Annotated in this window: 20 protein-coding genes; 8 read left to right on the top strand and 12 right to left on the bottom strand. The window is 68.7% G+C overall.

The annotated features are described in order from the left end of the window. Window positions 1–238: 238 nt before the first annotated feature. The 4 genes from AC5Y4T_RS06660 to AC5Y4T_RS06645 form a co-directional block, all read right to left on the bottom strand. Window positions 239–1,675: a GuaB1 family IMP dehydrogenase-related protein gene (locus AC5Y4T_RS06660; protein WP_499916594.1), complete on the bottom strand. Its 1,437-nt coding sequence runs from the start codon at window positions 1,673–1,675 to the stop codon at window positions 239–241. A 53-nt stretch (window positions 1,676–1,728) separates the two neighbouring features. Beyond that, the gene (gene gnd / locus AC5Y4T_RS06655) at window positions 1,729–3,198 is read right to left on the bottom strand and encodes an NADP-dependent phosphogluconate dehydrogenase (protein ID WP_499916592.1); all 1,470 of its coding nucleotides are present in this window, start codon (window positions 3,196–3,198) and stop codon (window positions 1,729–1,731) included. A 101-nt stretch (window positions 3,199–3,299) separates the two neighbouring features. Further along, entirely contained in the window at window positions 3,300–4,250 is a 951-nt protein-coding gene (locus AC5Y4T_RS06650; protein WP_499916591.1) for a M56 family metallopeptidase, read from the bottom strand. A gap of 14 nt (window positions 4,251–4,264) precedes the next feature. Continuing rightward, window positions 4,265–4,684, bottom strand: a complete 420-nt coding sequence (locus AC5Y4T_RS06645; protein ID WP_499916589.1) for a BlaI/MecI/CopY family transcriptional regulator — start codon at window positions 4,682–4,684, stop codon at window positions 4,265–4,267. A 319-nt stretch (window positions 4,685–5,003) separates the two neighbouring features. On the opposite strand from AC5Y4T_RS06645, the gene AC5Y4T_RS06640 reads away from it, so the two are divergent. Continuing rightward, window positions 5,004–5,432 (top strand): PaaI family thioesterase, encoded by a 429-nt coding sequence (locus AC5Y4T_RS06640; RefSeq protein WP_499916587.1) that lies wholly within the window; start codon window positions 5,004–5,006, stop codon window positions 5,430–5,432. Between the two features lie 71 nt (window positions 5,433–5,503). On the opposite strand, the gene AC5Y4T_RS06635 is transcribed toward AC5Y4T_RS06640, so the two are convergent. The 4 genes from AC5Y4T_RS06635 to AC5Y4T_RS06620 form a co-directional block, all read right to left on the bottom strand. Further along, the gene (locus tag AC5Y4T_RS06635) at window positions 5,504–6,889 is read right to left on the bottom strand and encodes an NAD(P)/FAD-dependent oxidoreductase (RefSeq protein WP_499916585.1); all 1,386 of its coding nucleotides are present in this window, start codon (window positions 6,887–6,889) and stop codon (window positions 5,504–5,506) included. Between the two features lie 192 nt (window positions 6,890–7,081). Then, window positions 7,082–7,462, bottom strand: a complete 381-nt coding sequence (locus AC5Y4T_RS06630) for a DUF4189 domain-containing protein (protein WP_499916583.1) — start codon at window positions 7,460–7,462, stop codon at window positions 7,082–7,084. A gap of 113 nt (window positions 7,463–7,575) precedes the next feature. Then, complete coding sequence (locus tag AC5Y4T_RS06625; protein WP_499916581.1) at window positions 7,576–8,493, bottom strand: LLM class F420-dependent oxidoreductase; 918 nt, start codon at window positions 8,491–8,493, stop codon at window positions 7,576–7,578. A gap of 52 nt (window positions 8,494–8,545) precedes the next feature. After that, the gene (locus AC5Y4T_RS06620) at window positions 8,546–9,217 is read right to left on the bottom strand and encodes an SDR family oxidoreductase (RefSeq protein WP_499916580.1); all 672 of its coding nucleotides are present in this window, start codon (window positions 9,215–9,217) and stop codon (window positions 8,546–8,548) included. Window positions 9,218–9,400: 183 nt separating this feature from the next. On the opposite strand from AC5Y4T_RS06620, the gene modA reads away from it, so the two are divergent. From modA to AC5Y4T_RS06590, 6 genes are all read left to right on the top strand, one after another. Beyond that, complete coding sequence (gene modA, locus AC5Y4T_RS06615; protein WP_499916578.1) at window positions 9,401–10,165, top strand: molybdate ABC transporter substrate-binding protein; 765 nt, start codon at window positions 9,401–9,403, stop codon at window positions 10,163–10,165. A gap of 8 nt (window positions 10,166–10,173) precedes the next feature. Beyond that, entirely contained in the window at window positions 10,174–10,968 is a 795-nt protein-coding gene (locus AC5Y4T_RS06610; RefSeq protein WP_499916576.1) for an ABC transporter permease, read from the top strand. Between the two features lie 2 nt (window positions 10,969–10,970). Further along, window positions 10,971–12,071 (top strand): sulfate/molybdate ABC transporter ATP-binding protein, encoded by a 1,101-nt coding sequence (locus tag AC5Y4T_RS06605; RefSeq protein WP_499949483.1) that lies wholly within the window; start codon window positions 10,971–10,973, stop codon window positions 12,069–12,071. 121 nt (window positions 12,072–12,192) lie between these two features. Beyond that, window positions 12,193–13,305: an alanine and proline-rich secreted protein Apa gene (locus AC5Y4T_RS06600; RefSeq protein WP_499916572.1), complete on the top strand. Its 1,113-nt coding sequence runs from the start codon at window positions 12,193–12,195 to the stop codon at window positions 13,303–13,305. Between the two features lie 137 nt (window positions 13,306–13,442). After that, a complete protein-coding gene (locus AC5Y4T_RS06595) occupies window positions 13,443–13,742 on the top strand; it encodes a GlsB/YeaQ/YmgE family stress response membrane protein (RefSeq protein WP_499916571.1) in 300 nt (99 codons plus the stop codon). 47 nt (window positions 13,743–13,789) lie between these two features. After that, complete coding sequence (locus AC5Y4T_RS06590; RefSeq protein ID WP_499952478.1) at window positions 13,790–14,818, top strand: zinc-binding alcohol dehydrogenase family protein; 1,029 nt, start codon at window positions 13,790–13,792, stop codon at window positions 14,816–14,818. A gap of 7 nt (window positions 14,819–14,825) precedes the next feature. Here AC5Y4T_RS06590 and AC5Y4T_RS06585 read toward each other — a convergent pair whose 3' ends face one another. From AC5Y4T_RS06585 to AC5Y4T_RS06570, 4 genes are all read right to left on the bottom strand, one after another. Then, window positions 14,826–15,581, bottom strand: coding sequence for a CPBP family intramembrane glutamic endopeptidase (locus AC5Y4T_RS06585; protein WP_499916567.1), 756 nt, complete (start codon window positions 15,579–15,581; stop codon window positions 14,826–14,828). 145 nt (window positions 15,582–15,726) lie between these two features. Next, complete coding sequence (locus AC5Y4T_RS06580; RefSeq protein WP_499916565.1) at window positions 15,727–18,108, bottom strand: phosphoketolase family protein; 2,382 nt, start codon at window positions 18,106–18,108, stop codon at window positions 15,727–15,729. A 30-nt stretch (window positions 18,109–18,138) separates the two neighbouring features. Further along, entirely contained in the window at window positions 18,139–18,999 is an 861-nt protein-coding gene (locus AC5Y4T_RS06575) for an SDR family oxidoreductase (RefSeq protein ID WP_499916563.1), read from the bottom strand. A 106-nt stretch (window positions 19,000–19,105) separates the two neighbouring features. Further along, window positions 19,106–20,023 carry an undecaprenyl-diphosphate phosphatase gene (locus AC5Y4T_RS06570; protein WP_499952477.1) on the bottom strand — a complete coding sequence of 306 codons (918 nt, stop codon included), beginning with the start codon at window positions 20,021–20,023 and terminating at the stop codon, window positions 19,106–19,108. Window positions 20,024–20,236: 213 nt separating this feature from the next. On the opposite strand from AC5Y4T_RS06570, the gene AC5Y4T_RS06565 reads away from it, so the two are divergent. Then, the gene (locus tag AC5Y4T_RS06565; RefSeq protein ID WP_499952476.1) at window positions 20,237–22,645 is read left to right on the top strand and encodes a CaiB/BaiF CoA-transferase family protein; all 2,409 of its coding nucleotides are present in this window, start codon (window positions 20,237–20,239) and stop codon (window positions 22,643–22,645) included. Window positions 22,646–22,648: the final 3 nt, after the last annotated feature.

The following is a 22,648-nucleotide window of genomic DNA, read 5'->3' as shown; positions in this document are numbered from 1 at the left end:
AGGGGTCAGGCCCGATCAGCGGTGACGGCCCCGGAGGGGGCTCCCCATCGGGCATTTCGTCTGACGGCCCGTGCGCCCGCGAGCCGATGGCTGGCACGGGTGCCTGCGGCACGTCGATCCTTTCGCTGCCTGGTGGCGGAGCGGTCGCGGTTGCTTCCGTCTTTGCTGTCTTATGCTAGCCCGCGTCGCGCCCGCGCGGCGGCGCCCAGTGCGGGCCACGCCGGTCGCGCCTGCCGCGTCACCAACCCTGCGGCAGCGGATGCCCCTCGGCGAAGCCCGCCGTCGACTGCACCCCGATCACGACCCGTTCATGGAGCTGCGCCAGGTTGGCGGCGCCGACATAGGTGCAGGTGCTGCGCACGCCCGAGGTGATGTGATCGAGCAGATCCTCGACGCCGCCGCGGGCCGGATCGAGCCCCATTCGGGACGTCGAAATGCCTTCCTCGAACAGCGCTTTGCGGGCCCGGTCGAAGGCGGTGTCCGCGCCGCTGCGCGCCACCACCGCCCGTTTGGAGGCCATCCCGTAGCTCTCCTTGTACGGCTGGTCGTCGCGGTCGCGCATCAGGTCCCCGGGCGACTCGTAGGTGCCGGCGAACCACGACCCGATCATCACGTTGGACGCGCCGGCGGCCAGCGCCAGCGCCACGTCCCGCGGATGCCGGATGCCGCCGTCGGCCCACACATGTCCGCCCAATTCTCTTGCCGCCGAAGCGCATTCGATAACGGCAGAGAATTGGGGACGGCCGACGCCGGTCATCATCCGGGTGGTGCACATCGCGCCGGGGCCGACACCGACCTTGACGATGTTCGCCCCGGCGCCCAGCAGGTCGCGGGTGCCCTCCGCCGAGACCACGTTCCCGGCGGCCAGCGGCACCCCCAGCTGCAGCGCCGCGACCGTCCGGATCGCCTCGATCGTCTTCACCTGATGCCCGTGCGCCGTGTCGATGACCAACAGATCGATGCCCGCCTCGACCAGCGACCGCGCCTTGGCGCCGACGTCGCCGTTGATTCCGACGGCCGCGCCCACCCGCAGGCGGCCCCGCGCATCCACGGCCGGGGTGTACAGGCCGGCGCGGATGGCGCCGGTGCGGGTCAGCACACCCGCCAGCGTTCCATCGGCGTTGGTCACGACGGCGACGCCGATCGCCGACTGCTCGAGCAGGTCGAACACCTTGCGTGGCTCGGTTCCCACCGGGGCGGTGACGAAGTCGGTGATCGCGACGTCGCGCACCCGGGTGAAGCGATCCACGCCCAGGCACGACGATTCGCTCACCAGACCGAGGGGGCGTCCCTCGAAGGTGACCACGGCGATCCCGTGCGCACGCTTGTGGATCAGCGCCGTCGCGTCGGACACCGAGTCGTCGGGCTCGAGCACCACCGGGGTGTCGAGCACCGGGTCGCGGCTCTTGACGAACTCCACCGTCTGCTGCACCGCGGTGATCGGGAGATCCTGCGGCAGGATGACGAGTCCGCCGCGCCGCGCGATCGTTTCGGCCATCCGGCGCCCCGCCACCGCGGTCATGTTGGCGACGATGACCGGGATCGTCGTGCCCGAGCCGTCATCGGTGGACAGGTCGACGTCAAAGCGGGACGCGACCTCCGAGCGGTTCGGCATCACGAACACGTCGTTGTAGGTCAAATCGTATGCGGGCCTGTGCCCGTCGAGAAACCTCATCGCAGTAGCCCCGCCAACTCAAGCCCCCTTCACGCCCTGGTGATGTCGCCCCGCTACGCGGGCACCTCGGTGCGATCTGCGCTCCACAGTGTGTGGAAGCGCTTGTCCGGGTCGTCGTCGATCCGGCCGTAGGTGTGTGCGCCGAAGAAGTCCCGCAGCCCCTGGGTGAGCGCGGCGGGCAGCCGCTCGGTGCGCAGCGCGTCGTAGTAGGACAGCGCCGAGGCGAAACCGGGGATCGGGATGCCCAGTTCGGTGGCCTTCACCACGACCCGGCGCCAGCTGTCGATGGATTCCTCGATGGCGCTGCGGAAGTAGGGCGCGACGATCAGGGTCGGCAGGTCGGCGTCGGAGTCGAACGCCTCCTTGATCCGGTTGAGGAACTTCGCGCGGATGATGCAGCCTCCGCGCCAGATGGTCGCCATGTCGCCGGGCGTGATGTCCCAGTCGTATTCGGCGCTGCCCGCCTGGATCTGGTTGAAGCCCTGGGCGTAGGCGATGATCTTCGACGCGTACAGCGCCTTACTCACGTCGTCGATGAACTGTGTTGCGTCGCTTGGCTTCTCGCCGAGCTTACCAGAGGCCAGGCCGGTGGTGGCCTTGCGCTGGGCGACCGAGCCGGACAGCGCACGGGCGAACACCGCCTCGGCGATGCCCGTCACGGGCACACCGAGATCGAGCGCCGACTTCACCGTCCAGCGTCCGGTGCCCTTCTGCTCGGCCTCGTCGAGGATGAGGTCGACCAGCGGTTTGGAGGTCTTGGCGTCGGTCTGGCGCAGCACCTGCGCGGTGATCTCGATCAGGAAGCTGTCCAGGTCGCCTTTGTTCCACTCGGCGAACACGTCGGCGATCTCGGGGGCGGTCTTGCCCAGCCCGTCGCGCAGCAACTGGTAGGCCTCGCCGATGAGCTGCATGTCGGAGTACTCGATGCCGTTGTGCACCATCTTGACGAAGTGCCCGGCGCCGTCGGGGCCGATGTGGGTGCAGCAGGGCACGCCGTCGACGTGGGCAGAGATCTCCTCGAGCAGCGGGCCCAGCGACTTGTAGGACTCGGCGGGGCCGCCCGGCATGATCGACGGCCCGTTGAGCGCGCCCTCCTCGCCGCCGGAGATGCCGGCGCCGACGAAGTGCAGGCCGCGTTCGCGCATCGCCTTCTCCCGACGGATGGTGTCGGTGTAGAGGGCGTTGCCGCCGTCGATGATGATGTCGCCTTCTTCCATGGCGTCGGCGAGCTCGTCGATGACGGCGTCGGTGGGGTCGCCGGCCTTGACCATGATCAGCACCCGGCGCGGCTTCTCCAGCGCGTCCAGGAATTCCGCGATGGTCTCCGAACGCACGAACGTGCCCTCGTCGCCGTGCTCCTTGAGCAGCGCATCGGTTTTGGCGATCGACCGGTTGTGCAGCGCCACGGTGTAGCCGTGCCGGGCGAAGTTACGGGCGATGTTGGAACCCATCACGGCCAGGCCCGTGACGCCGATCTGCGCGGTGCCGGTCGTGGAATCGGAGTGGGCATCCGACGAACTCATGTTTTCGCCTCTCGATTAGGAGAACCTTTCGGCCAAAGCCTTCGGTGACACTGTGGCACAGCGAACACTCGGGCGTCCGGGGTGATCGGTGATCGGCGGCCTCAGAGGTTGAGCAGGCGTTCCAGCTCGGTGAGCCACGGGACGGCCAGCGCAATCGTGGGCACCACGAATACGGCCGCCGCGGCCAGGTATGCCGCCGCCGACAACAGCGGGCTGTTGCCGCGTCCGCCCAGCCGGCGCACCCTGAGCACCGTGCTGGGGCCGCTGGCCGCGAGTGCGCCCGACGGGGCCCGCCCCGATGCGCATGCGACCAGCGCCCGGGCCAGGGGAGCGCGCCCCGCGGCGCGGACCGCCGCGTCGTCGGCGAGCAGCTCGACCAGAAGCTGGACCGCGCCGAGCGCGTTGGCGCTGCGGACCAGCCGCGGGAAGGCCGCGTGCACGGCGGTGAACGCCTCCAGCACCAGGTCGTGGCGCGCCCGCAGATGGGCGCGCTCGTGGGTGAGGATCGCCTCGACCTCGGGGTCCGCGAGCGTGCTCAGCGTTCCCTCGCTGACGACCACCCGGCTGCGCACGCCGGGCAGGCAGTAGGCGAGCGGTTGCGGGACGTCCAGGACGCGAAGGTCGCGCGTCCGGGCGCAGGGCTGGGACTTCGCGGCGCCGTGGCCGACCCCGACCAGGTCGACCACCATCCGGTGGTGGGCCCGACGCTTCCGGTTGGCGATGGCCACCCGGATGACCGCGACCATAAGCCGGGCGCCGACCAGCAGGGTCAGGGCGAAAACACTGACGTAGAGCGTCCACAGCGGCCAGCCGAGGCGGTCGGCGGCGCCGACAATGCTGGTCGTGGGCCGGCCGTCGCGGCCGGGCATCAGCAATCGGGTGGCGATCGCGATGCCGGCGCTGAACGCCGACAGGACCGCGGCCAGCGCAACGGCTTGCCAGAGCACCATTGCGGCGCGGGGAGCGCGCAGCGGCCAGCGCGCGCGTGCCAACATTGCCGGCACGGGGCCGGTCAGTAGCACCGCGATGATGGTGAAGGCCAGCGCGGACACACTGCTAGTGTCCCTCAGCCCTCCGGCCCAGCGCCAGCAGATGTCGGGTTCTTGCGTTGATTGGCTTCCAGTTCGGCGAGCGCGCGCCGCAGCGCCTCGGCCTCGTCGGCGCCGACACGCTCGACGAAATGCACCAGTGCGGCCTTTCTGCCACCCGGATCTTCGGCCTGGGCCAACGCGTCCACCATGAGCCCGGCGACCAGTTCGTCCCGGCCGTGCACCGGTGCGTAGCGGTGTGCCCGGTCGTCGCGGATCTGGGAGACCAGGTTCTTCTTGGCTAGCCGCTGCAGCACGGTCATGATCGTGGTGTAGGCCAGGTCGCGCTGTGCCGACAACGCCTCATGGACCTGGCGAACGGTCTGAGGCTCGGGCGTGGACCACAGATGGTCCATGACGGCCCGTTCTAGATCCCCCAGCCGTGTCAGTTTGGCCATAGTTTCGTTCATCTCCTGAGCGTCGAATCAAGAGTACTCCGGCTTACTACCGTCGGTCGTACGGAAGCCTGACAAATTGCTGTGTCGGCCGCCGCGGCCCAAGCCGCGAACAAGAAGAACCATACCGCTTGCCAAGTTAGGGCAGCCTTGCCTATGCTGATGTGGTCGAGCGATACGGACCGTGTGAGCGTCCTGAGGGCTGCAGCGACCCCCGGTCTACTCGATCGGCGAGCCCCGTGCCTAAAAGGCCCGGGGCTCAGCCGTTTTCGGGGCCGCCATTCCGCCGCGAGCGTGCGTGCGCCGGCCATGGTGTAGACACATGGACGTGCCAGAGCCGCAGAAAACGATCCTCCCGCCGGACTTCGCCGCACCCTTCGACCGCGAGATCGGGCTGCAATTCACCGAACTCAGCCCCGACGGTGCGCGCGCACAGCTAGAGGTGACGCCCAAGCTGTTGCAGCCGATGGGTTTGGTTCACGGCGGCGTTTATTGCTCGATCATCGAGAGCATGGCCAGTGTGGCCGCCTACACCTGGTTGGCGACCCGCGGCGGCGGAAATGTGGTGGGGGTCAACAACAACACCGACTTCCTGCGCTCCATCGGCTCGGGCATGGTGTACGGCACCGCCGAGCCCATTCACCGGGGGCGAAGCCAGCAACTGTGGTTGGTCACCATCACCGACGCCGACGACCGGATCGTCGCCCGCGGCCAGGTGCGACTGCAGAATCTCGAGATTCGCCAAGGCTGATCAACAGCGACGGCTGCGATCAGTGAAATGCGCTGTCCGGCAACCTCTTTGGAGGAGGGTACAACGGGCGGCTAGCTGGCCCGCCTGGCCGCCGGCCGTTTGGTCTCGGCAGCGAGCACGGCCAACTGTTCGAGGCGGGTGCGGGCGAACGCCTGCTGCTCGGTGATGGTGAGCTGGCCGCGCCGGGTGCTCAGGAACGTCACCGTCCAGGACAGCAGCGTGCTGATCTTGGTCTTGAAACCGACCAGGTAGACCAGGTGTAGCACCAGCCACGCGAACCAAGCGAACAGGCCGCTGAACTCGACAGGCCCGATCTTGGCGACCGCGGAGAACCGCGACACCGTGGCCATCGAGCCCTTGTCGAAGTACTGGAACGGCTCCCGCTCGGCCGGGTTGGCGCCCCCGAGCTCGGCCTTGATGGTGCTCGCGACGTACTTGGCACCCTGGATGGCTCCCTGCGCCACGCCCGGCACGCCTTCGACGGCAGCCAAATCTCCGATGACGAACACGTTCGGGTGGCCGGGCACCGACAGGTCCGGCAGCACCTTGACCCGGCCGGCCCGGTCCAGCTCGACGGACGACTGATCGGCAAGGTCGCGGCCCAGCGGGCTGGCTGACACCCCGGCGGACCAGACCTTGCAGGCCGATTCGATACGCCGGACGGTACCGTCGGAATCCTTGACAGTGATGCCGTTGCGGTCGACGTCGGTCACCATCGCGCCCAGTTGGATCTCCACGCCCATCTTCTCCAGCCGGGCCGCCGCGCGCTGACCCAGCTTGTCGCCGAACGGCGGTAGCACGGCGGGCGCGGCGTCGAGCAGGATCACCCGCGCCCGCGTCGAGTCGATGTGCCGAAAGGAGCCCTTCAGCGTGTAGGACGCCAATTCCGCGATCTGCCCGGCCATTTCGACGCCGGTGGGCCCGGCCCCGATCACGGTGAACGTCAGCAACTTGGCGCGTCGCTCCGGGTCGCGAGACCGCTCGGCCTGTTCGAACGCGCTCAGGATCCGGCCCCGCACCTCGAGCGCGTCGTCGATCGACTTCATGCCCGGGGCGAACTCGGCGAAATGGTCGTTGCCGAAATACGATTGGCCGGCGCCGGCGGCGATGATCAAGCTGTCGTAGGGCGTGTCATAGGTGTGCCCGAGCAAGTCGGACACCACGAACTTGCCCTCCAGATCGATGTGGGTGACGTCGCCGAGCAGCACCTGAACATTGCGCTGGCGGCGCAGGACCACACGGGTGGGCGGCGCGATATCGCCTTCGGACACAATGCCCGTCGCCACTTGGTACAGCAGTGGCTGGAACAGGTGATGGGTGGTACGGGCGATCAGTTTGATGTCGACGTTCGCGTGCTTCAGTTTCTTTGCCGCGTTCAGTCCACCGAATCCCGAGCCGATGATGACGACCTGATGACGGCGCTCCGATCCAGCTGGGGTTTCTGGCTGGGGGCTCATGTTTCCGCTGCTCCTGACGGGGGGCTCCTGGACGCGCGACTGCATTTAGCCACCACGCTAGTAATGCGGATACCCCGGGACCTAGCCGATACGCATGTGTTGTTTGCAACACTAACGGTGTGCGGAAGTGAAATACCTGGTGAGCGACCGCGATTGTGGCGTAGATATCAGCCTAGCCAACCGAAGCCGTCGTCACCCAGTGGAGCCTTCTCCCGCACAGTGGTCGTGGCCGTCCTGAATCGTCCCGCCGGGGGCGCGCCCCAGCGCCGCAGCTTCCGCCTCTTCGCGCGTCGGACCCCAACCCCCGAAGTATCGGGACTTCGCCGCGTTCAAGACGAGCGCCATGCAGCCACCCTGGCCGCTGGCCAGCAGACGACAGTCGCTGATGCTCTTGCGGCACGTGTCCATCACAGCCTTCTCTGCCGCGCCCTGGCTGGAGGCTCCGTCGGCGATGTTGATGTGGCCGGTGGAGTCCGATATCGCCATGGCGATCCAATTGTTGTCGGCGAGCGCATTCGGAATCGGGGCGAACGCCACGCCGACCGCGATCGCCACCAGGGCTCGAATCTTCATGGCGGTTCCGGCCCTTCGCTTCTGCGCTGCGCCGCCGTGGCACAGGTGAACGCTGCTACACCGAAGTATTACCGCGCCATGGCCGTTTCGCGACTCCACACGGCCGCCACCGTCTACAGGCCAACGAGCGGGCGCAGCGCTTTCCCGGCCGCCTCGATGACGCCGGGTGTGTAGAAGGGCAGATTGATGATCACGCCGTCGACGCCCGCATCGATCACCTTGGTCTTGATCTGATCGGCGACCGAATCCGGCGTGCCGACCACCATCCGCTGCGTCATCTCGGCGGGAATCTGGTCCAGGCTCGCGTTCTCGTCGATCATCACGGTGGTCAGCGTGCTGGTTTCCAGGGTGACGGGGTCGCGGCCCACCTCCTCGCAGGACCGGCGCACCGCGTCCAACTTGCGCGGCAGCTCGTCGAAACCCGCGATCACGTTGAGGTGGTCGAAATGCCTTGCCGCGAGCGGGATCGTCTTCTTTTCTCCGCTGCCGCCGATCATCAGCGGAATGTGGTCGCGGAAGCGAGGATTGGCGAACGCCTCGCTGGTTTGGTACCACTTGCCCGAGAAGGTGGCCCGTTCGCCCTTGATCATCGGCAGGATGATCTCCAGGGCCTCGTCGAGCCGATTGAATCTGTCGGTGAAGGTGCCGAATTCGAAGCCCAGCTGGTCGTGCTCGAGCTGAAACCATCCGGTACCGATCCCCAAAATCGCGCGGCCCTGGCTGACCACGTCCAGTGTGGTGATGGTCTTGGCGAGCAGACTCGGATTTCGGTACGAATTGCCGGTCACCAAGGTGCCCAGCTGCACCCGCTCGGTTGCGGTGGCCAGGGCTCCCAGGGCCGTGTAGGCCTCCAGCATCGGCTGATCGGGCGATCCCAACATCGGCAGTTGGTAGAAGTGGTCCATCACGAAAACCGAATCGAATCCAGCGGATTCGGCTTCGCGGGCCTGGGCGATGACGGTGGGAAAGAGTTGCTCTACCCCGGTGCCGTAGGAGAAGTTGGGAATCTGCAAACCGAGTCGAATAGCCACGACACTTACCGTAGCGATCGGCCTCTGGCGGGAGAAGGGTGCGCGCTACGCCTCAGGCGAAACTGGCGAGCGCGCCGTGGCTCACGTGCAGGGTCTGGCCGGTGATGTGGCGAGCCGCCGGCGTGGTCAAGAACAGCGCCAACCGCGCGGCCTCGGCGGCCACGGGTGCCGGCGTGCGGGAGAGTCCGTCATAGCCGGGCTCGGCGCTGCGTCCACTCGCGACGACGTTGACCGTGATGCCGCGGGTGCCGAAAATGCTTGCCTGGCCCGCGGTCCAGTTCGACAGCGTCGCCTTGATGGCGGCGTCGGCGCTGCCGGCCGGCGGGTTCTCGGGCACCACACTGATGATGGAGCCGCCCGAGCGAAGGTGGTCGCCCACGGCCTGCAGGGTCAACACCGCCGAAAGCACCGTGGCGTCAAGGGCGTGACGCCAGGCGTTGGCCGTATCGGCGATCGAATAGGTGCGTGGGTCGCCGCCGTCCCAGGAGGGCGACGGCACGTTGACGATGGTGTCCAGATGATGCGGGAACAGCGCGCGGGCCTCTTCAAGGCTGGCCGGGTCGGTGGTGTCGCAGACGATCGCGTCGACCTCGAGCTCCTTGGCGGCGATCTCCAGCTCGCTCTTGCGTGCGCCCACGAGGGTCACTTTGTGGCCGTCATCGCGGAAGCCCTCGGCTACCGTGCGCCCTAGGTCCGTGTCTCCGCCGGTAACCAGCACCTCCATGCCATGACCTCCTCGTGTTCACGCGTTATGGCATCGGTCCCAGACATGTTACTGGACAGTAGCTAGTCGGCGAAACTTCACCCGGCGCGACGCGCGGATCGTTTCTGTAACTATTTGGCCGCTACTTTCTTGCGGCGATTCAACCGCCAAGCGGCCGCATCATCGGCGGGCTAGGGTTCATCCATGCGTCGGATCGGGATCCTGGCCGCTGCGGTTTCGACCGTACTTCTGGCGGGCCTGATCGGGTGCGGGTCGAAGGCGGGCTCGCCGCCGGCCGGCAAGGTGATGGTGTTCGCCGCGGCGTCGCTCAAGCCGGCGTTCACCCAGATCGGCCAGCGGTTCACGGACCAGAATCCGGGCATCGGCGTCGAGTTCGAGTTCGCCGGCTCGTCCGACCTGGCCACTCAGTTGACGCAGGGCGCCACCGCGGACGTGTTCGCCTCGGCCGACACCGCCCAGATGGACAAGGTCAGCAGGTCCGGCCTGCTGACCGGCAACCCGGCGAACTTCGCGGCGAACACCCTGGTCATCGTCACCGCCCCGGGCAATCCGAAGGCCATCACTTCCTTCGCCGATCTGGCCGAGCCCGGACTCAACGTGGTGATCTGCCAGCAACCGGTGCCGTGCGGCGCAGCGACCCAGCGAGTCGAAGACAGCACCGGGGTGCGGCTGCGCCCGGTCAGCGAGGAACTCAGCGTCACCGATGCCCTCAACAAGGTCACCAGCGGTCAGGCCGATGCCGCGCTGGTCTACGTCACCGACGCCAAGTCCGCCGGCAACAAGGTCGCGACGGTGAACTTCCCGGAGGCCGCCGGCGCGGTGAACGTCTATCCCATCGGTGTGCTGAAGAAGGCGCCGCTGGCCGCGCCGGCGGAGAAGTTCGTCGACCTGGTGACGTCACCGGCCGGGGAGCAGATCCTGGCCCAGGCCGGCTTCGCGAAGCCCTGAGACCGCGGATGCACCGGCCGACGGATCTGCCCCGGTGGGTGTACGTTCCCGCGGCGGTGGGGACGCTCTTCGTGGTGCTGCCGTTGGTGGCCATCGCAGTCAAGGTCGATTGGCCGCACTTCTGGTCGCTGATCACCAGCTCATCGTCGGGTACGGCGTTGTTGCTGAGCCTCAAGACCGCCGCCGCCAGCACGGTGCTGTGTGTGGCGCTGGGAGTGCCGATGGCGCTGGTGCTGGCACGCGGCAGGGCCCGGCCGATCCGGTTGCTTCGGCCCCTGATTCTGCTGCCGTTGGTGCTGCCGCCGGTGGTGGGCGGAATCGCGCTGCTGTACGCGTTCGGCCGACTCGGATTGCTCGGTCGCTACCTGGAAGCCGCCGGCGTCAGCATCGCGTTCAGCACCACCGCCGTGGTACTCGCACAGACCTTCGTCTCGCTGCCGTTCCTGGTGATTTCCCTGGAGGGCGCGGCGCGCGCCGCCGGCGCCGAGTTCGAGGCGGTGGCCGCGACGCTGGGCGCGCGTCCGAGCGTCGTCTGGTGGCGGGTCACCCTGCCACTGCTGTTGCCGGGCGTGGTGTCCGGGGCGGTGCTGGCTTTTGCTCGCTCGCTCGGCGAGTTCGGCGCGACGCTGACGTTCGCCGGATCCCGGCAGGGGGTGACCCGCACGCTGCCGTTGGAGATCTACCTGCAACGGGTCACCGACGCCAATGCCGCTGTGGCGCTGTCGATCTTGCTGGTGGTGGTGGCGGCCCTGGTGGTATTGGGCCTTGGCGCTCGCCGGCTGACCGGATCCGGCATCGGGTGACCATGAGCGATCTGCACCTGCGCGCGGTCGTCGCGGACCGACATGTGAACGTGGAGTTCTCCGTCGCCGCGGGCGAGGTGCTCGCCGTGCTAGGACCCAATGGCGCGGGCAAATCGACCGTGCTGCATGTCATCGCGGGGCTCCTTCGTCCCGACGACGGCGTGGTGCGGCTGGGGAACCGAGAGTTGTTCAACCCTGCGGCCGGCATCGACGTGGCGACCCACGACCGTCGGGTCGGGCTGTTGCTGCAAGACGCATTGCTGTTTCCGCACATGAGTGTTGCCGCGAACGTCGCGTTCGGACCGCATAGCCGGCGCGGGAGGTTGCGCCCGGCGCGCGCCGCCCAGACGGCGACGGCGCTGCGCTGGCTGCGCGAGGTGGATGCCGAGCGCTTCGCCGACCGGAAACCGCGACAGCTGTCCGGCGGACAGGCCCAGCGAGTCGCGATCGCCCGGGCGCTGGCGGCCGAGCCCGACGTCTTGCTCCTCGACGAACCGCTGGCCGGCCTCGACGTCGCCGCGGCCGCCGCGATCCGGGCGGTGCTGCGCAACGTCATCACCCGCATCGGGTGTGCGGCGATCCTGGTCACCCACGACCTGCTGGACGTATTCACCCTGGCCGACCGCGTCCTGGTGCTGGAGTCCGGCAAGGTCGCCGAAATCGGCCCGGTAGCCGAGGTTCTCAGCACACCGCGCAGCCATTTCGCGGCCCGCATCGCGGGCATCAACTTGGTGAATGGAACCGTTGCCGGTGACGGCTCGCTGCGCGCGGACTCCGGCGACCGGTGGTACGCGGCCGCTGCGGCGAGTGGCGCGTTGTCGCCGGAGCAGCATGCGATCGTGGTCTTTCCACCGACGGCGGTGGCCGTCTATCGCGAGCGCCCGCACGGTAGCCCCCGCAACACCGTTGAGGTCACCGTCGCGGAGTTGGATGTCCGCGGACCGGCGGTGTGGGTGCGTTGCGCGCAGCAACCCGACGGCGCTCCGGGCCTCGCCGCGGAGATCACCGTCGACGCCGCGTCAGAGCTCCAACTTGTGCCGGGGGATCGCGTGTGGTTCTCGGTCAAGGCGCATGAGGTGTCGCTGCATCCCTCCGCCCGCTGAGGCGCCGGGCGCAACGCGTCTCGGGCTTTCGACATTGCTCACTGGCAACATCGGTAAATCCACGCAGCAATAGTCCGCAATCACCCTTGCGTCACAGCGGTAACACGGTAGGTTCGTCGCCATGGAACAGGTGGACCCGACCTCGACCCGTCGCAAAGGACTGTGGACGACGCTGGCGATCACCACGGTGACCGGTGCCAGCGCATTCGCCATCGCGTTGCCGGCGGCTTCCAACGCCGATCCCGAGGTGCCCACGCCGGTGCCGCCGAGCACGGCCACGGCGCCGCCGGGGGCGCCGGCTACCAACGCTCCGCCGGCCGCTCCGGCGCCGAATGCGCAACCGGCGCCGGGCGATCCCAACGCGGTCCCGCCGCCGCCGCTCAACCCCAACGGGGCGCCGCCACCGCCCGTCGACCCGAATGCACCGCCACCACCGCCGGCCGACCCTAACGCCGGGCGGGTCACCAACGCGGTCGGCGGATTCAGCTATGTCCTGCCGGCCGGCTGGGTGGAGTCGGACGCGTCGCACCTCGACTACGGCTCGGCGCTGCTGAGCAAGGTCACCGGCCCGGCGCCGGCGCCCGATCAGCCGCCAGCGGTCGCCAACGACACGCGCATCGTGATGGGCCGCCTGGACCAGAAGCTGTACGCCAGTGCGGAAGCCAATAATGCCAAGGCCGCGGTGCGGCTGGGGTCGGACATGGGCGAGTTCTTCATGCCCTATCCCGGCACCCGGATCAACCAGGACGCGACCCCGCTCAACGGAAGTAACGGAAGCACCGGCAGCGCGTCGTACTACGAAGTGAAGTTCAGCGACGCGTCCAAGCCGAACGGCCAGATCTGGACGGGCGTCATCGGTTCGGCTAACGGCGGGACCGCCCAACGCTGGTTCGTGGTGTGGCTCGGAACCTCGAACGACCCGGTGGACAGGGGCGCGGCCAAGGCGCTCGCCGAGTCGATCCAGGCGTGGACACCGGCTGCGGCTCCAGGCGGCCCCGCCGCTCCGGGAGCACCCGCCGCGCCGGGAGCGCCGGCGGCCCCCGGTGCGCCGGCTCCTGGCGCACCCGCGGCACCGGGAGCACCCGCGGCACCGGGAGCGCCTGCGGCACCGGGAGCGCCTGCGGCACCGGGAGCGCCCGCGGCACCGGGCGCACCCGCGCCGGTTCCGGGCGCGCCGGCCTCCGAGGTCAGCCCGCCCCCCACACCGACACCGCAGCAGACGCTCTCGACCTGACCGAGCGGCTCGAGGGACGCGAAACCGACTGGTCAACCGTCTCCAATTCGGCACTCGTTTCGTGACCCAAGCCGGGTATACCGGAGTGACGGCCCAGCAAACAGCTGGGCTTTGCCAGTGATTGCGAGGAGACTTTCATGACCGTCATGGCAGCTACTGAATTTCTTGCCCGCTCCAGCACTTTGACCAGCGTCGGCTGGATCGGTTACATCATCATCGGCGGGCTCGCCGGAGCCCTCGCCAGCAGGATCATCAGGGGCAGCGGCGCCGGCATCGTGATGGACATAATCATCGGGATCATCGGCGCCCTGATCGGTGGCTTCATCCTGAGCTTCTTCGTCAACACCGCTGGTGGCGGCATCATCTTCACGTTCTTCACTGCGCTGCTCGGCGCCCTGCTGCTGCTCTGGGTCGTCGGGATGGTGCGCAGGACGTAACCGGCTTATCCCGTTGCGGCCGTGGTGGTTAGCGGCATGATGGATTGATGCCTCCGCCGGTGACCACCACGGCAATGCGCGCGTGGCGCGTACGTCGCCCCGGGCCGATGAACAGCGGCCCGCTGGAGCAAGTCACCGCAGAGGTGCCACGCCCAGGACCCTCCGAACTCCTTGTGGCCGTGCGCGCTTGCGGCGTCTGCCGCACCGACCTGCACGTCGCCGAAGGTGACCTTCCGGTCCACCGGGACCGGGTCACCCCGGGCCATGAAGTGGTCGGTGAGGTCATCCAGATGGGTTCTGAGGCCGGTGGCGAATTCCAGGTGGGGGACCGGGTGGGCATCGCCTGGCTGCGCCACACCTGCGGCGTGTGCAAATACTGCCGCCGTGGTGACGAGAACCTATGCCCGCACTCCCGTTACACCGGTTGGGACGCCGACGGCGGCTACGCCGAATTCACCACTGTCCCGGCCGCTTTCGCGCACCCCCTGCCCAGCGGCTACAGCGATAGCGAGCTGGCCCCGTTGTTGTGCGCGGGCATCATCGGCTATCGCTCGCTGCTGCGCGCCGAGCTGCCGCCCGGCGGGCGCCTGGGCCTGTACGGCTTCGGCGGCAGCGCGCACATCACCGCCCAGGTGGCGCTGGCGCAAGGCGCCGAGGTGCACGTGATGACCCGCGGATCCCGGGCGCAAGAACTGGCGTTGCAGCTCGGCGCGGCGTCGGCACAAGGCGCCGCCGATCCGCCCCCGGCGCCGCTGGATGCCGCCATCCTTTTTGCACCCGTGGGTGATCTGGTGCTGCCCGCGCTGGAAGCGCTGGATCGCGGCGGCACCCTGGCGATCGCCGGGATCCACCTGTCCGACATCCCGGCCCTGAACTACCAGCGTCACCTGTTCCAGGAACGCCAGGTCCGGTCGGTCACGTCCAACACCCGGGCCGACGCGCGGGCCTTCCTCGACTTCGCAAGCAATCACCACATCGAGGTGACGACGCCGGAATACCCACTGGGACAGGCGGATCGGGCGCTGGCCGATCTGAGCGCCGGCCGTATCGCGGGTGCAGCGGTGCTGCTGGTCTGATTCGGCGTCAGGTGGACAGGTGCCAGACCAACGCGGCGGCCAGCGCACCGAGCCCGTTCAGCGACCAGTGCAACGCGATGGGCGCGATCAGGCTGCCGCTGCGCCGGCGCAGCCAGCTGAAGACGAATCCGGCGGCCCCTGTCGCGAGGACGGCTCCCGTCACGCCGATCATCATGCCCACCAGCCCGCCGCCGAACAGCCGGGTGAAACCCACATTGCTGCTGGTCAGCCCGAACGACGTCGCGACATGCCACAACCCGAACAACAACGAACCCGCCAGCGCGACGCCGCGAAAGCCCCAGGCCCGATTGAGTGCGCCGTGCAGGGCACCCCGAAAGGCCAGCTCCTCGGGGATGACGGTCTGCAGCGGGATGACCACCATCGAGGCGACCATCGCGCCGGAGATCGTCGCGTAGCGGTTGTTCATGAACATCGGCCGGGTCTCCGGCAGCAGCACGCCCAGCGCGATCACCGACGCCACGACGGCCACGGCGGCCAGCGCGTAACCGACGCCAGGCCTCCAGTGCTCGCGACCCAGGCCGAGGTCCGCCCAGCCCAAGCCCCGCCAACGCATCAAGATGACCAGCCCGACAGCCGCTGCCGGGACCGTGGCGATGCTCGCCCACGGGGTGGTGAAGTGGGCGACCAGGTTGGTCACCACCAGCACGACTACGACGACGGCGATGTCGAGGTGGATCCGGTAGCGGTGCAACGCCGAGAGCTCGGACATCCGAATGTCGGCTGTCGCGGTGGCGTCAAGCATCCGACCAGTTTACCGGCGGCCGACGGCCCGACAGCCCAACGAGATTGCCATCACGGTTGTGGTCGGCGCCCTGAGCGCAGCCATCACGGCAAACTCGGCGTCTGCTCACTCGGCCGTCCAGGTCCGATGGGTCGTCTCGCTCCCATCACTCACTGCGTTCGTTCTGCTCGCTCGACTCCCAGGTCCAGCCGGCGATCTTCGGGTCGTCCTCGCCGTGCTCGCGGGTGTACATCCGCGCCGCGAGGCGGGCGTCGACCATGCGCTGACGCAGCATGGCCGCGCGACTGGCCAACCCGTCCACCCGGTCGATGACGTCCATCACCAGGTGGAAGCGGTCCAGATCGTTGAGCATCACCATGTCAAAGGGCGTGGTCGTGGTGCCGCGTTCTTTGAAGCCGCGCACGTGCAGGTGGGCGTGGTTGGCGCGGCTGTAGGTGAGCCGGTGGATCAGCCAGGGATAGCCGTGGTAGGCGAAGATGACCGGCTTGTCGCGGGTGAACAGCGCGTCGAACTCGCGGTCCGGCAGACCGTGCGGGTGCTCGGAATCCGGCTGCAGCCGCATCAAATCGACGACGTTGATCACCCGGACGCCCAGCTCCGGCAGCTCGCGGCGCAGGATGTCGGCGGCGGCCAGCGTCTCAAGGGTGGGGATGTCGCCGGCGCAGGCCAGCACCACGTCGGGTTCGTCGGCGGCCGTACTCGCCCAATCCCAGATGCCCAGGCCGCGGGTGCAGTGCGCGACCGCGTCGTCCATGTCCAGGTAGGTCAGCGCGGGCTGCTTGCCGGCCACGATGACGTTGATGTAGTCGCGGCTGCGCAGGCAGTGATCGGCCACCGAGAGCAGCGTGTTGCCGTCCGGCGGCAGGTAGACGCGGGTCAGCTCGGGACGCTTGTTGGCGACGAGGTCGATGAAGCCCGGATCCTGGTGGGACGCGCCGTTGTGGTCCTGGCGCCAGACGTGCGAGCTCAGCAGGTAGTTGAGCGACGCGATCGGGCGGCGCCACGGCAATTCGCGGCTGGTGGCAAGCCATTTCGCGTGCTGGTTGAGCATCGAGTCGACGATGTGCACGAATGCCTCGTAGCAGTTGAACAACCCGTGACGGCCGGTCAGCAGGTAGCCCTCCAGCCAGCCCTGGCACAGGTGCTCGGAGAGCACCTCCATCACCCGGCCGTCGGGCGCGAGGTGCTCGTCGTCGGGCTCGACCTCCGAGAGCCACACCTTGTCGGTCGATCCGTAGACGGCGTCGAGCCGATTCGACGCCGTCTCGTCGGGCCCCATCAGCCGGAAGCGGTCGGAGTTGCGGGCGATCACGTCGCGCAGGAACGCGCCGAGCACCCGGGTGGCCTCATGCGCGGTGGCCGCCGGCCGCTCGACGGCGACGGCGTAGTCGCGAAAGTCCGGCAGGTCCAGGTCGTGCAGCAACAGGCCGCCGTTGGCGTGCGGGTTGGCGCTCATCCGGCGATCTCCGGTGGGTGCGAGCGCCCGCAATTCGTCACGCAGCCTGCCGTTTTCGTCGAAGAGCTGCTCGGGGGAGTAGCTGCGCAGCCACTGCTCGAGCTGGGCGCGGTGCTCGGGATTGTCGTGCGTCTCGGACAGCGGCACCTGATGCGAACGCCAGGTGCCCTCGACCTTCTTGCCGTCCACCACCTCGGGCCCGGTCCAGCCCTTGGGCGTGCGCAGCACGATCATCGGCCACACCGGTCGCTGCGCCTGATCGCCGCCGCGGGCCGCGGCCTGGATGGCCGCGATGTCGTCGAAGGCGTCGTCGAGCGCGGCTGCCAGTTGCCGGTGCACGTCGGCCGGATCGTCCCCGGCGACCGTGATCGGCCGGTAGCCGTAGCCGCGCAGCAGCGATTCCAGCTCGTCGTGCGGGATGCGGGCCAGCACCGTCGGGTTGGCGATCTTGTAGCCGTTGAGCGCCAGGATGGGCAGCACCGCGCCGTCGGTCACCGGGTTGAGGAACTTGTTGGAATGCCAGCTGGCGGCCAGCGGCCCGGTCTCGGCCTCGCCGTCGCCGACGACGCACGCGACCACCAGGTAGGGGTTGTCCAGGGCGGCGCCGTAGGCGTGCACCAGCGCGTAGCCGAGCTCACCGCCCTCGTGGATGGATCCCGGCGTCTGGGCCGCCACGTGGCTGGGGATGCCGCCGGGGAAAGAGAATTGACGGAACAGCTTGCGCAGGCCCTCGGCGTCCTCCTCGATGCCGGTGTACACCTCGCTGTAGGTGCCCTCTAGGTAGGCGTTGGCCACCAGCCCGGGGCCGCCGTGGCCCGGGCCGGTCACGTAGATGACGTCGGCGTCGCGGTTGCGGATGATCCGGTTGAGATGGGCATAGACGAGGTTGAGCCCGGGCGTCGTGCCCCAGTGCCCCAGCAAGCGCGGTTTGACGTGCTCGGTGGCCAGCGGCTCGCGAAGCAGGGGGTTGTCCAGCAGATAGATCTGGCCGACCGACAAGTAATTGGCGGCGCGCCAGTACTTGTCGATCAGGGCGAGTTCGTCGTCGGAGAGCGCGGTTGCGTCGGTCATCTCACCGATTGTTCCCACCGATCCGTCTTGCTACTCCTCGCCGCGGGCGCGGGCTTCATACGCCCGGCGCTTGGCGACGTCGACGTCGTCGGTGAAGACGTGATCACCGCCGAGCATCCGGTTGAGCGCCTCGGCGAGCCGGCGCGGCCAGAACCTCTGCGACACCACCATTGCGCCCGCGGCTTTGGTGACCCGCACCCGCGGCTTGGGGTGTGCCACCAGGTTGACGATCGCGTCGGCGATCTCGCCGGGCTCGGCGTTGCGGAACCCCTTCATCCCCGGAGTCCCGGCGACCAGCTCCGTGTTGACGAACGTCGGCAACACGGTGGAGAACTTGACCCCGGCCGACCGGTATTCGAGCCGGGCCGAGTCGGTGAACGCGACCACCGCGTGCTTGCTGGCGCAGTAGGTGGCCAGGCCGACGATGTAGAGCTCACCGGCCAGCGAGGCGACGTTGATGACGTGCCCCTTGCCGCGCGGCACCATGCGCTGGGCGGCCAGCTTGCTGCCCAGGATCACGCCGTAGACGTTGATGTCCAGAATGCGACGGGTAACCGCGTCCGGCTCGTCGACGATCCTGCCGACGGGCATGATGCCGGCGTTGTTGATCAGCACGTCGATCGGGCCGAGTTGGCGTTCGACCCGATCCAGGAAATCCGAGAACGAATTGTGGTCGGTGACATCGAGTTTGCCGTACACCTCGAGGCCCAGGTCGGCGCCCGATTCCTTGACCGTGGCCTCGTCGACATCGCCGATGGCGACCTTGGCACCCAGTTTGTGCAGCGCGGTCGCGGTGGCCAGCCCGATTCCCCGGGCCCCACCGGTGATCACCACGACCTTGCCTTTCAGCCGGCCCTCGCCCTTCAGGCCAATCGCAGCCGTGTCTGCCATGCCGGTCCCCTCCAAATTCTTGACGGGTGTCAACTCAGACGACCGGCTAAGCACAGCACTCGGAGCCGCCCCGCGCAACAATCGCCTGTGACCGGCGCTCGACGGTTCAGCTCACGGCAAACCAGACCAGGCTGGCCCCGCCGGCCAGGGCGCAGTAGACCGCGAACGGCGTCAAGGTGCGAGTTTCGAAATACCGCGTCAGGAAGCGCACGGCGAGGTAGGCGCACACGAACGAGGCGACACTGCCGGCCAGCACCTGGCCACCGATTCCGGCGCCGAGCGGCCCGAACAGTTCCGGGATCTTGTACACCCCCGCCGCCAGGATGATCGGTGTCGCAAGCAGAAAGGAGAACCGGGCGGCGTCTTCGTGTGACAAGCCGCGCCACAGGCCGGCCACGATGGTGATCCCCGAGCGGCTGATGCCGGGCAGCAGCGCCAGGATTTGCGCCGCACCGATCACCACGCCGCGGGGCAGGGGGAGCTGGGCGAGTCGGTGGTCGGCGGCCTCGTCACCATGTTCGAGTTCCACCCCGCCCATCGCGGCCTCATCCGGTGCCGGCGCGATGCGCCGGCGCAGCACCTCGCCGACGTAGAGCGCGATGCCGTTGAGTAACAGGAAGGCCGCCGCGGGGACGGGCTTGCCCAGCGTGGTGCGGAACAGTTGTTCGAGTGCCAGCCCGGCCAGACCCACCGGGATGGTGCCCGCCACGATCAGCCACGCCAGCCGTTCGTCGGGCGTCTCGATCCGCCGATGACGCAGCGACGTGAAGAACCCCGTCAGGATGCGGACCCAGTCGCGCCAGAAGAACACCAGCAGCGCGGCGGCGGTGGCCACATGCAGGCCCACGATGAACGCGAGGTAGGGCGATTTGGGGGCGGACACGCTGAGGTCCTGGGCCCATCGACCGCCGACCAGCGCCGGCACCAGCACCGCATGCCCCAGGCTGGAGACCGGGAACAGCTCGGTGACACCTTGGAACGCGCCGACCACGACGGCCTCGACGTAGCTCAGGTGCGCGGTCATAGGGAAGCCTCCATGAGACGACGGGTAGGGCCTGGCGGATTGGCCTGTGACGATAGCCGACGCCGCGCCGGCGCGGACCTTCGACTGAGCGTTGCTTCAGGGCCGACGGCGCGTCCGCCGAATCGGCTTGCCTGCCTGGCAATTTGGCCGTCGCGGTGGTCGGCCGACGAAGGGAAAGGCCGTCGCGCAGCGGCCTGACCAGGCAGGTACGGTGTGCAGATGGCCGACGGGTTGCTCGACGCCGTGCGCGTTCTCGACTTGTCGAGCGGCGATGCGGACGCGGTAACCCGGCTGTTCGCCGACCTGGGGGCCGACGTCCTCAAGGTGGAGCCGCCAGGCGGTTGCCTTGGCCGCGACGCCGCACCCACGCTGCGCGGAACCAGCATTCCGTTCGCCGTGCACAACGCCAACAAGCGCAGTGCGGTGCTCGACCCGTTCGACGACGAGGATTGCGCCCGCTTTCTGGACCTGGCCGCCGAGGCCGACATCGTCGTGGACACCGGCGCCGACGAGCGCGGGGCCATGTTCGGGACCTCGGGCGAGGAGCTGGCGGCCCGCTATCCGCACCTGGTGGTGCTGTCGATCACCGACTTCGGCGCGACGGGTTCGCGGTCGTCATGGCGCGCCACCGATCCCGTGTTGTACGCGATGTGCGGCGCGCTGTCGCGGTCGGGCCCCACCACCGGCACCCCGGTGCTGCCGCCGGACGGTATCGCGTCGGCGACCGCCGCTGCCCAGGCGGCATGGGCGGCACTCGCGGCGTACTACAACCGATTACGCTGTAACACAGGCGATTACATCGACTTCTCCTGGTTCGACGCCGTCGTCATGGCCCTCGATCCCGCGTTCGGCGCGCACGGACAGGCGGCCGCAGGCGTCCGCCGCAGCGGGCGGTGGCGGGGCCGGCCGAAGAACCAGGACGCCTACCCGATCTATCCGTGCCAGGACGGTTACGTACGGCTGTGTGTGATGGCGCCGCGGCAATGGCGCGGCCTGCGGCGCTGGCTGGGGGAGCCGGCGGAGTTTCAGGACCCCAAGTACGACGCGATCGGCGCGCGGTTCGCGGCCTGGCCGCAGATCAGCCGGCTGATCGAGGAGTTGTTCGCCGGACAGACCATGAAGGACCTGGTGGCCGCCGGCCAGGCGCACGGGGTGCCGATCGCCGCGGTGCTGACGCCCGCGCGGATCCTGGAGAGCGAACACTTCCGGGCGGTGGGCGCCATCACCGACGCCGAACTCGTCCCAGGCGTGCGCACCAGCGTGCCGACCGGATATTTCGTCGTCGACGGTCGGCGTGCGGGTTTTCGAACGCCGGTGCCGGCCGCGGGATCCGACGAACCCTATTGGCGCGGAAGCCCTTCGGTGGTGCCGTCGTCGTCGGGCCGGCTCGGCGAGTATCCGTTTGCCGGGCTGCGGATCCTCGACCTGGGCATCATCGTCGCCGGAGGCGAGTTGAGTCGCCTGTTCGGCGACCTGGGCGCCGATGTCATCAAGGTCGAAAGCGTTGATTATCCGGACGGGTTGCGGCAGGCCCGGATCGGCGACGCCATGAGCGAGTCGTTCGCCTGGACGCACCGCAACAACCGGGGGCTGGGACTGGATCTGCGCAGCGCCGAAGGCAAAAAGATCTTCGGGCGCCTGGTGGCCGAGGCCGACGCGGTGTTCGCCAACTTCAAGCCGGGCACACTTGCGGCACTGGGCTTTTCCTACGACGAGCTGCGCGCCATCAACCCGCGGATTGTGCTGGCCGAAAGCAGCGCGTTCGGCGACACGGGGCCGTGGAGCGCACGGTTGGGCTACGGCCCGCTGGTCCGCGCCACCACGGGGGTCACCCGGCTCTGGACGTCCGACGGCGCCGAGGGCCAGGCCGGCCCGGGCAGGCACGGGTTCTACGACGCGACGACCGTCTTTCCCGACCATGTGGTGGGCCGGGTCACCGCGATCGCGGCGCTGGCCGCGCTGATCCACCGCGACCGGACGGGCCACGGAGCCCATGTGCATGTCTCACAGGCCGAAGTCGTGGTCAACCAGCTCGACACGCTGTATGTCACCGAGGCCGCGCGGGCCGCGGGCGTCGCTCAGATCCGCGAGGACACCGCCCTGCATGCGGTCTACCCCTGCGCGGGTGACGACGAGTGGTGCGTCATCTCGATTCGATCCGACGATGAATGGCGCCGGGCCACTGCGGTTTTCGACCACGCGGGGTGGGCCGACGATCCCCGCTTCGCCACCGGCGAAGGGCGGCTGGCCCATCGCGGTGAGCTGGTGGAGCTGGTCTCCGGCTGGACCCGCACGCGAACGCCGCTGCGGGCGGCCGAGCTACTGCAGTCGGCCGGCGTCCCGGCCGGGCCGATGAATCGTCCGCCGGACGTACTCGAGGACCCGCAGCTGACCGCGCGACACGTCTACAGCCCCATGGTGCATCCGCTGATCGAAAGCCCGTTGCCGGCCGAGACGGGCCCGGCGCCGTTTCGGCACATCCCGGCGGCCCGGCAGGCCCCGGCGCCGCTGCCGGGCCAGGACACCGTGGAGATCTGCCGAAGCCTGCTGGGCATGAACCCCGGGGACATCCAGCGGCTGATCGACGACGGCGTGCTGTCGATCCCGCCCGACACCGCTTAGCGG

This window comes from Mycobacterium sp. NGS11 (assembly GCF_059813315.1).
This window is presented reverse-complemented; position numbering and strand designations above follow the sequence as displayed.

What these genes read in the sequence shown, in the direction of transcription:
- AC5Y4T_RS06660 (WP_499916594.1), bottom strand. Translation starts at nt 1,675, where the DNA reads ATGAGGTTTCTCGACGGGCACAGGCCCGCATACGATTTGACCTACAAC.
- gnd (WP_499916592.1), bottom strand. Translation starts at nt 3,198, where the DNA reads ATGAGTTCGTCGGATGCCCACTCCGATTCCACGACCGGCACCGCGCAG.
- AC5Y4T_RS06645 (WP_499916589.1), bottom strand. Translation starts at nt 4,684, where the DNA reads ATGGCCAAACTGACACGGCTGGGGGATCTAGAACGGGCCGTCATGGAC.
- AC5Y4T_RS06640 (WP_499916587.1), top strand. Translation starts at nt 5,004, where the DNA reads ATGGACGTGCCAGAGCCGCAGAAAACGATCCTCCCGCCGGACTTCGCC.
- AC5Y4T_RS06635 (WP_499916585.1), bottom strand. Translation starts at nt 6,889, where the DNA reads ATGAGCCCCCAGCCAGAAACCCCAGCTGGATCGGAGCGCCGTCATCAG.
- AC5Y4T_RS06630 (WP_499916583.1), bottom strand. Translation starts at nt 7,462, where the DNA reads ATGAAGATTCGAGCCCTGGTGGCGATCGCGGTCGGCGTGGCGTTCGCC.
- AC5Y4T_RS06620 (WP_499916580.1), bottom strand. Translation starts at nt 9,217, where the DNA reads ATGGAGGTGCTGGTTACCGGCGGAGACACGGACCTAGGGCGCACGGTA.
- modA (WP_499916578.1), top strand. Translation starts at nt 9,401, where the DNA reads ATGCGTCGGATCGGGATCCTGGCCGCTGCGGTTTCGACCGTACTTCTG.
- AC5Y4T_RS06610 (WP_499916576.1), top strand. Translation starts at nt 10,174, where the DNA reads ATGCACCGGCCGACGGATCTGCCCCGGTGGGTGTACGTTCCCGCGGCG.
- AC5Y4T_RS06605 (WP_499949483.1), top strand. Translation starts at nt 10,971, where the DNA reads ATGAGCGATCTGCACCTGCGCGCGGTCGTCGCGGACCGACATGTGAAC.
- AC5Y4T_RS06600 (WP_499916572.1), top strand. Translation starts at nt 12,193, where the DNA reads ATGGAACAGGTGGACCCGACCTCGACCCGTCGCAAAGGACTGTGGACG.
- AC5Y4T_RS06595 (WP_499916571.1), top strand. Translation starts at nt 13,443, where the DNA reads ATGACCGTCATGGCAGCTACTGAATTTCTTGCCCGCTCCAGCACTTTG.
- AC5Y4T_RS06590 (WP_499952478.1), top strand. Translation starts at nt 13,790, where the DNA reads ATGCCTCCGCCGGTGACCACCACGGCAATGCGCGCGTGGCGCGTACGT.
- AC5Y4T_RS06585 (WP_499916567.1), bottom strand. Translation starts at nt 15,581, where the DNA reads ATGCTTGACGCCACCGCGACAGCCGACATTCGGATGTCCGAGCTCTCG.
- AC5Y4T_RS06580 (WP_499916565.1), bottom strand. Translation starts at nt 18,108, where the DNA reads ATGACCGACGCAACCGCGCTCTCCGACGACGAACTCGCCCTGATCGAC.
- AC5Y4T_RS06575 (WP_499916563.1), bottom strand. Translation starts at nt 18,999, where the DNA reads ATGGCAGACACGGCTGCGATTGGCCTGAAGGGCGAGGGCCGGCTGAAA.
- AC5Y4T_RS06570 (WP_499952477.1), bottom strand. Translation starts at nt 20,023, where the DNA reads ATGACCGCGCACCTGAGCTACGTCGAGGCCGTCGTGGTCGGCGCGTTC.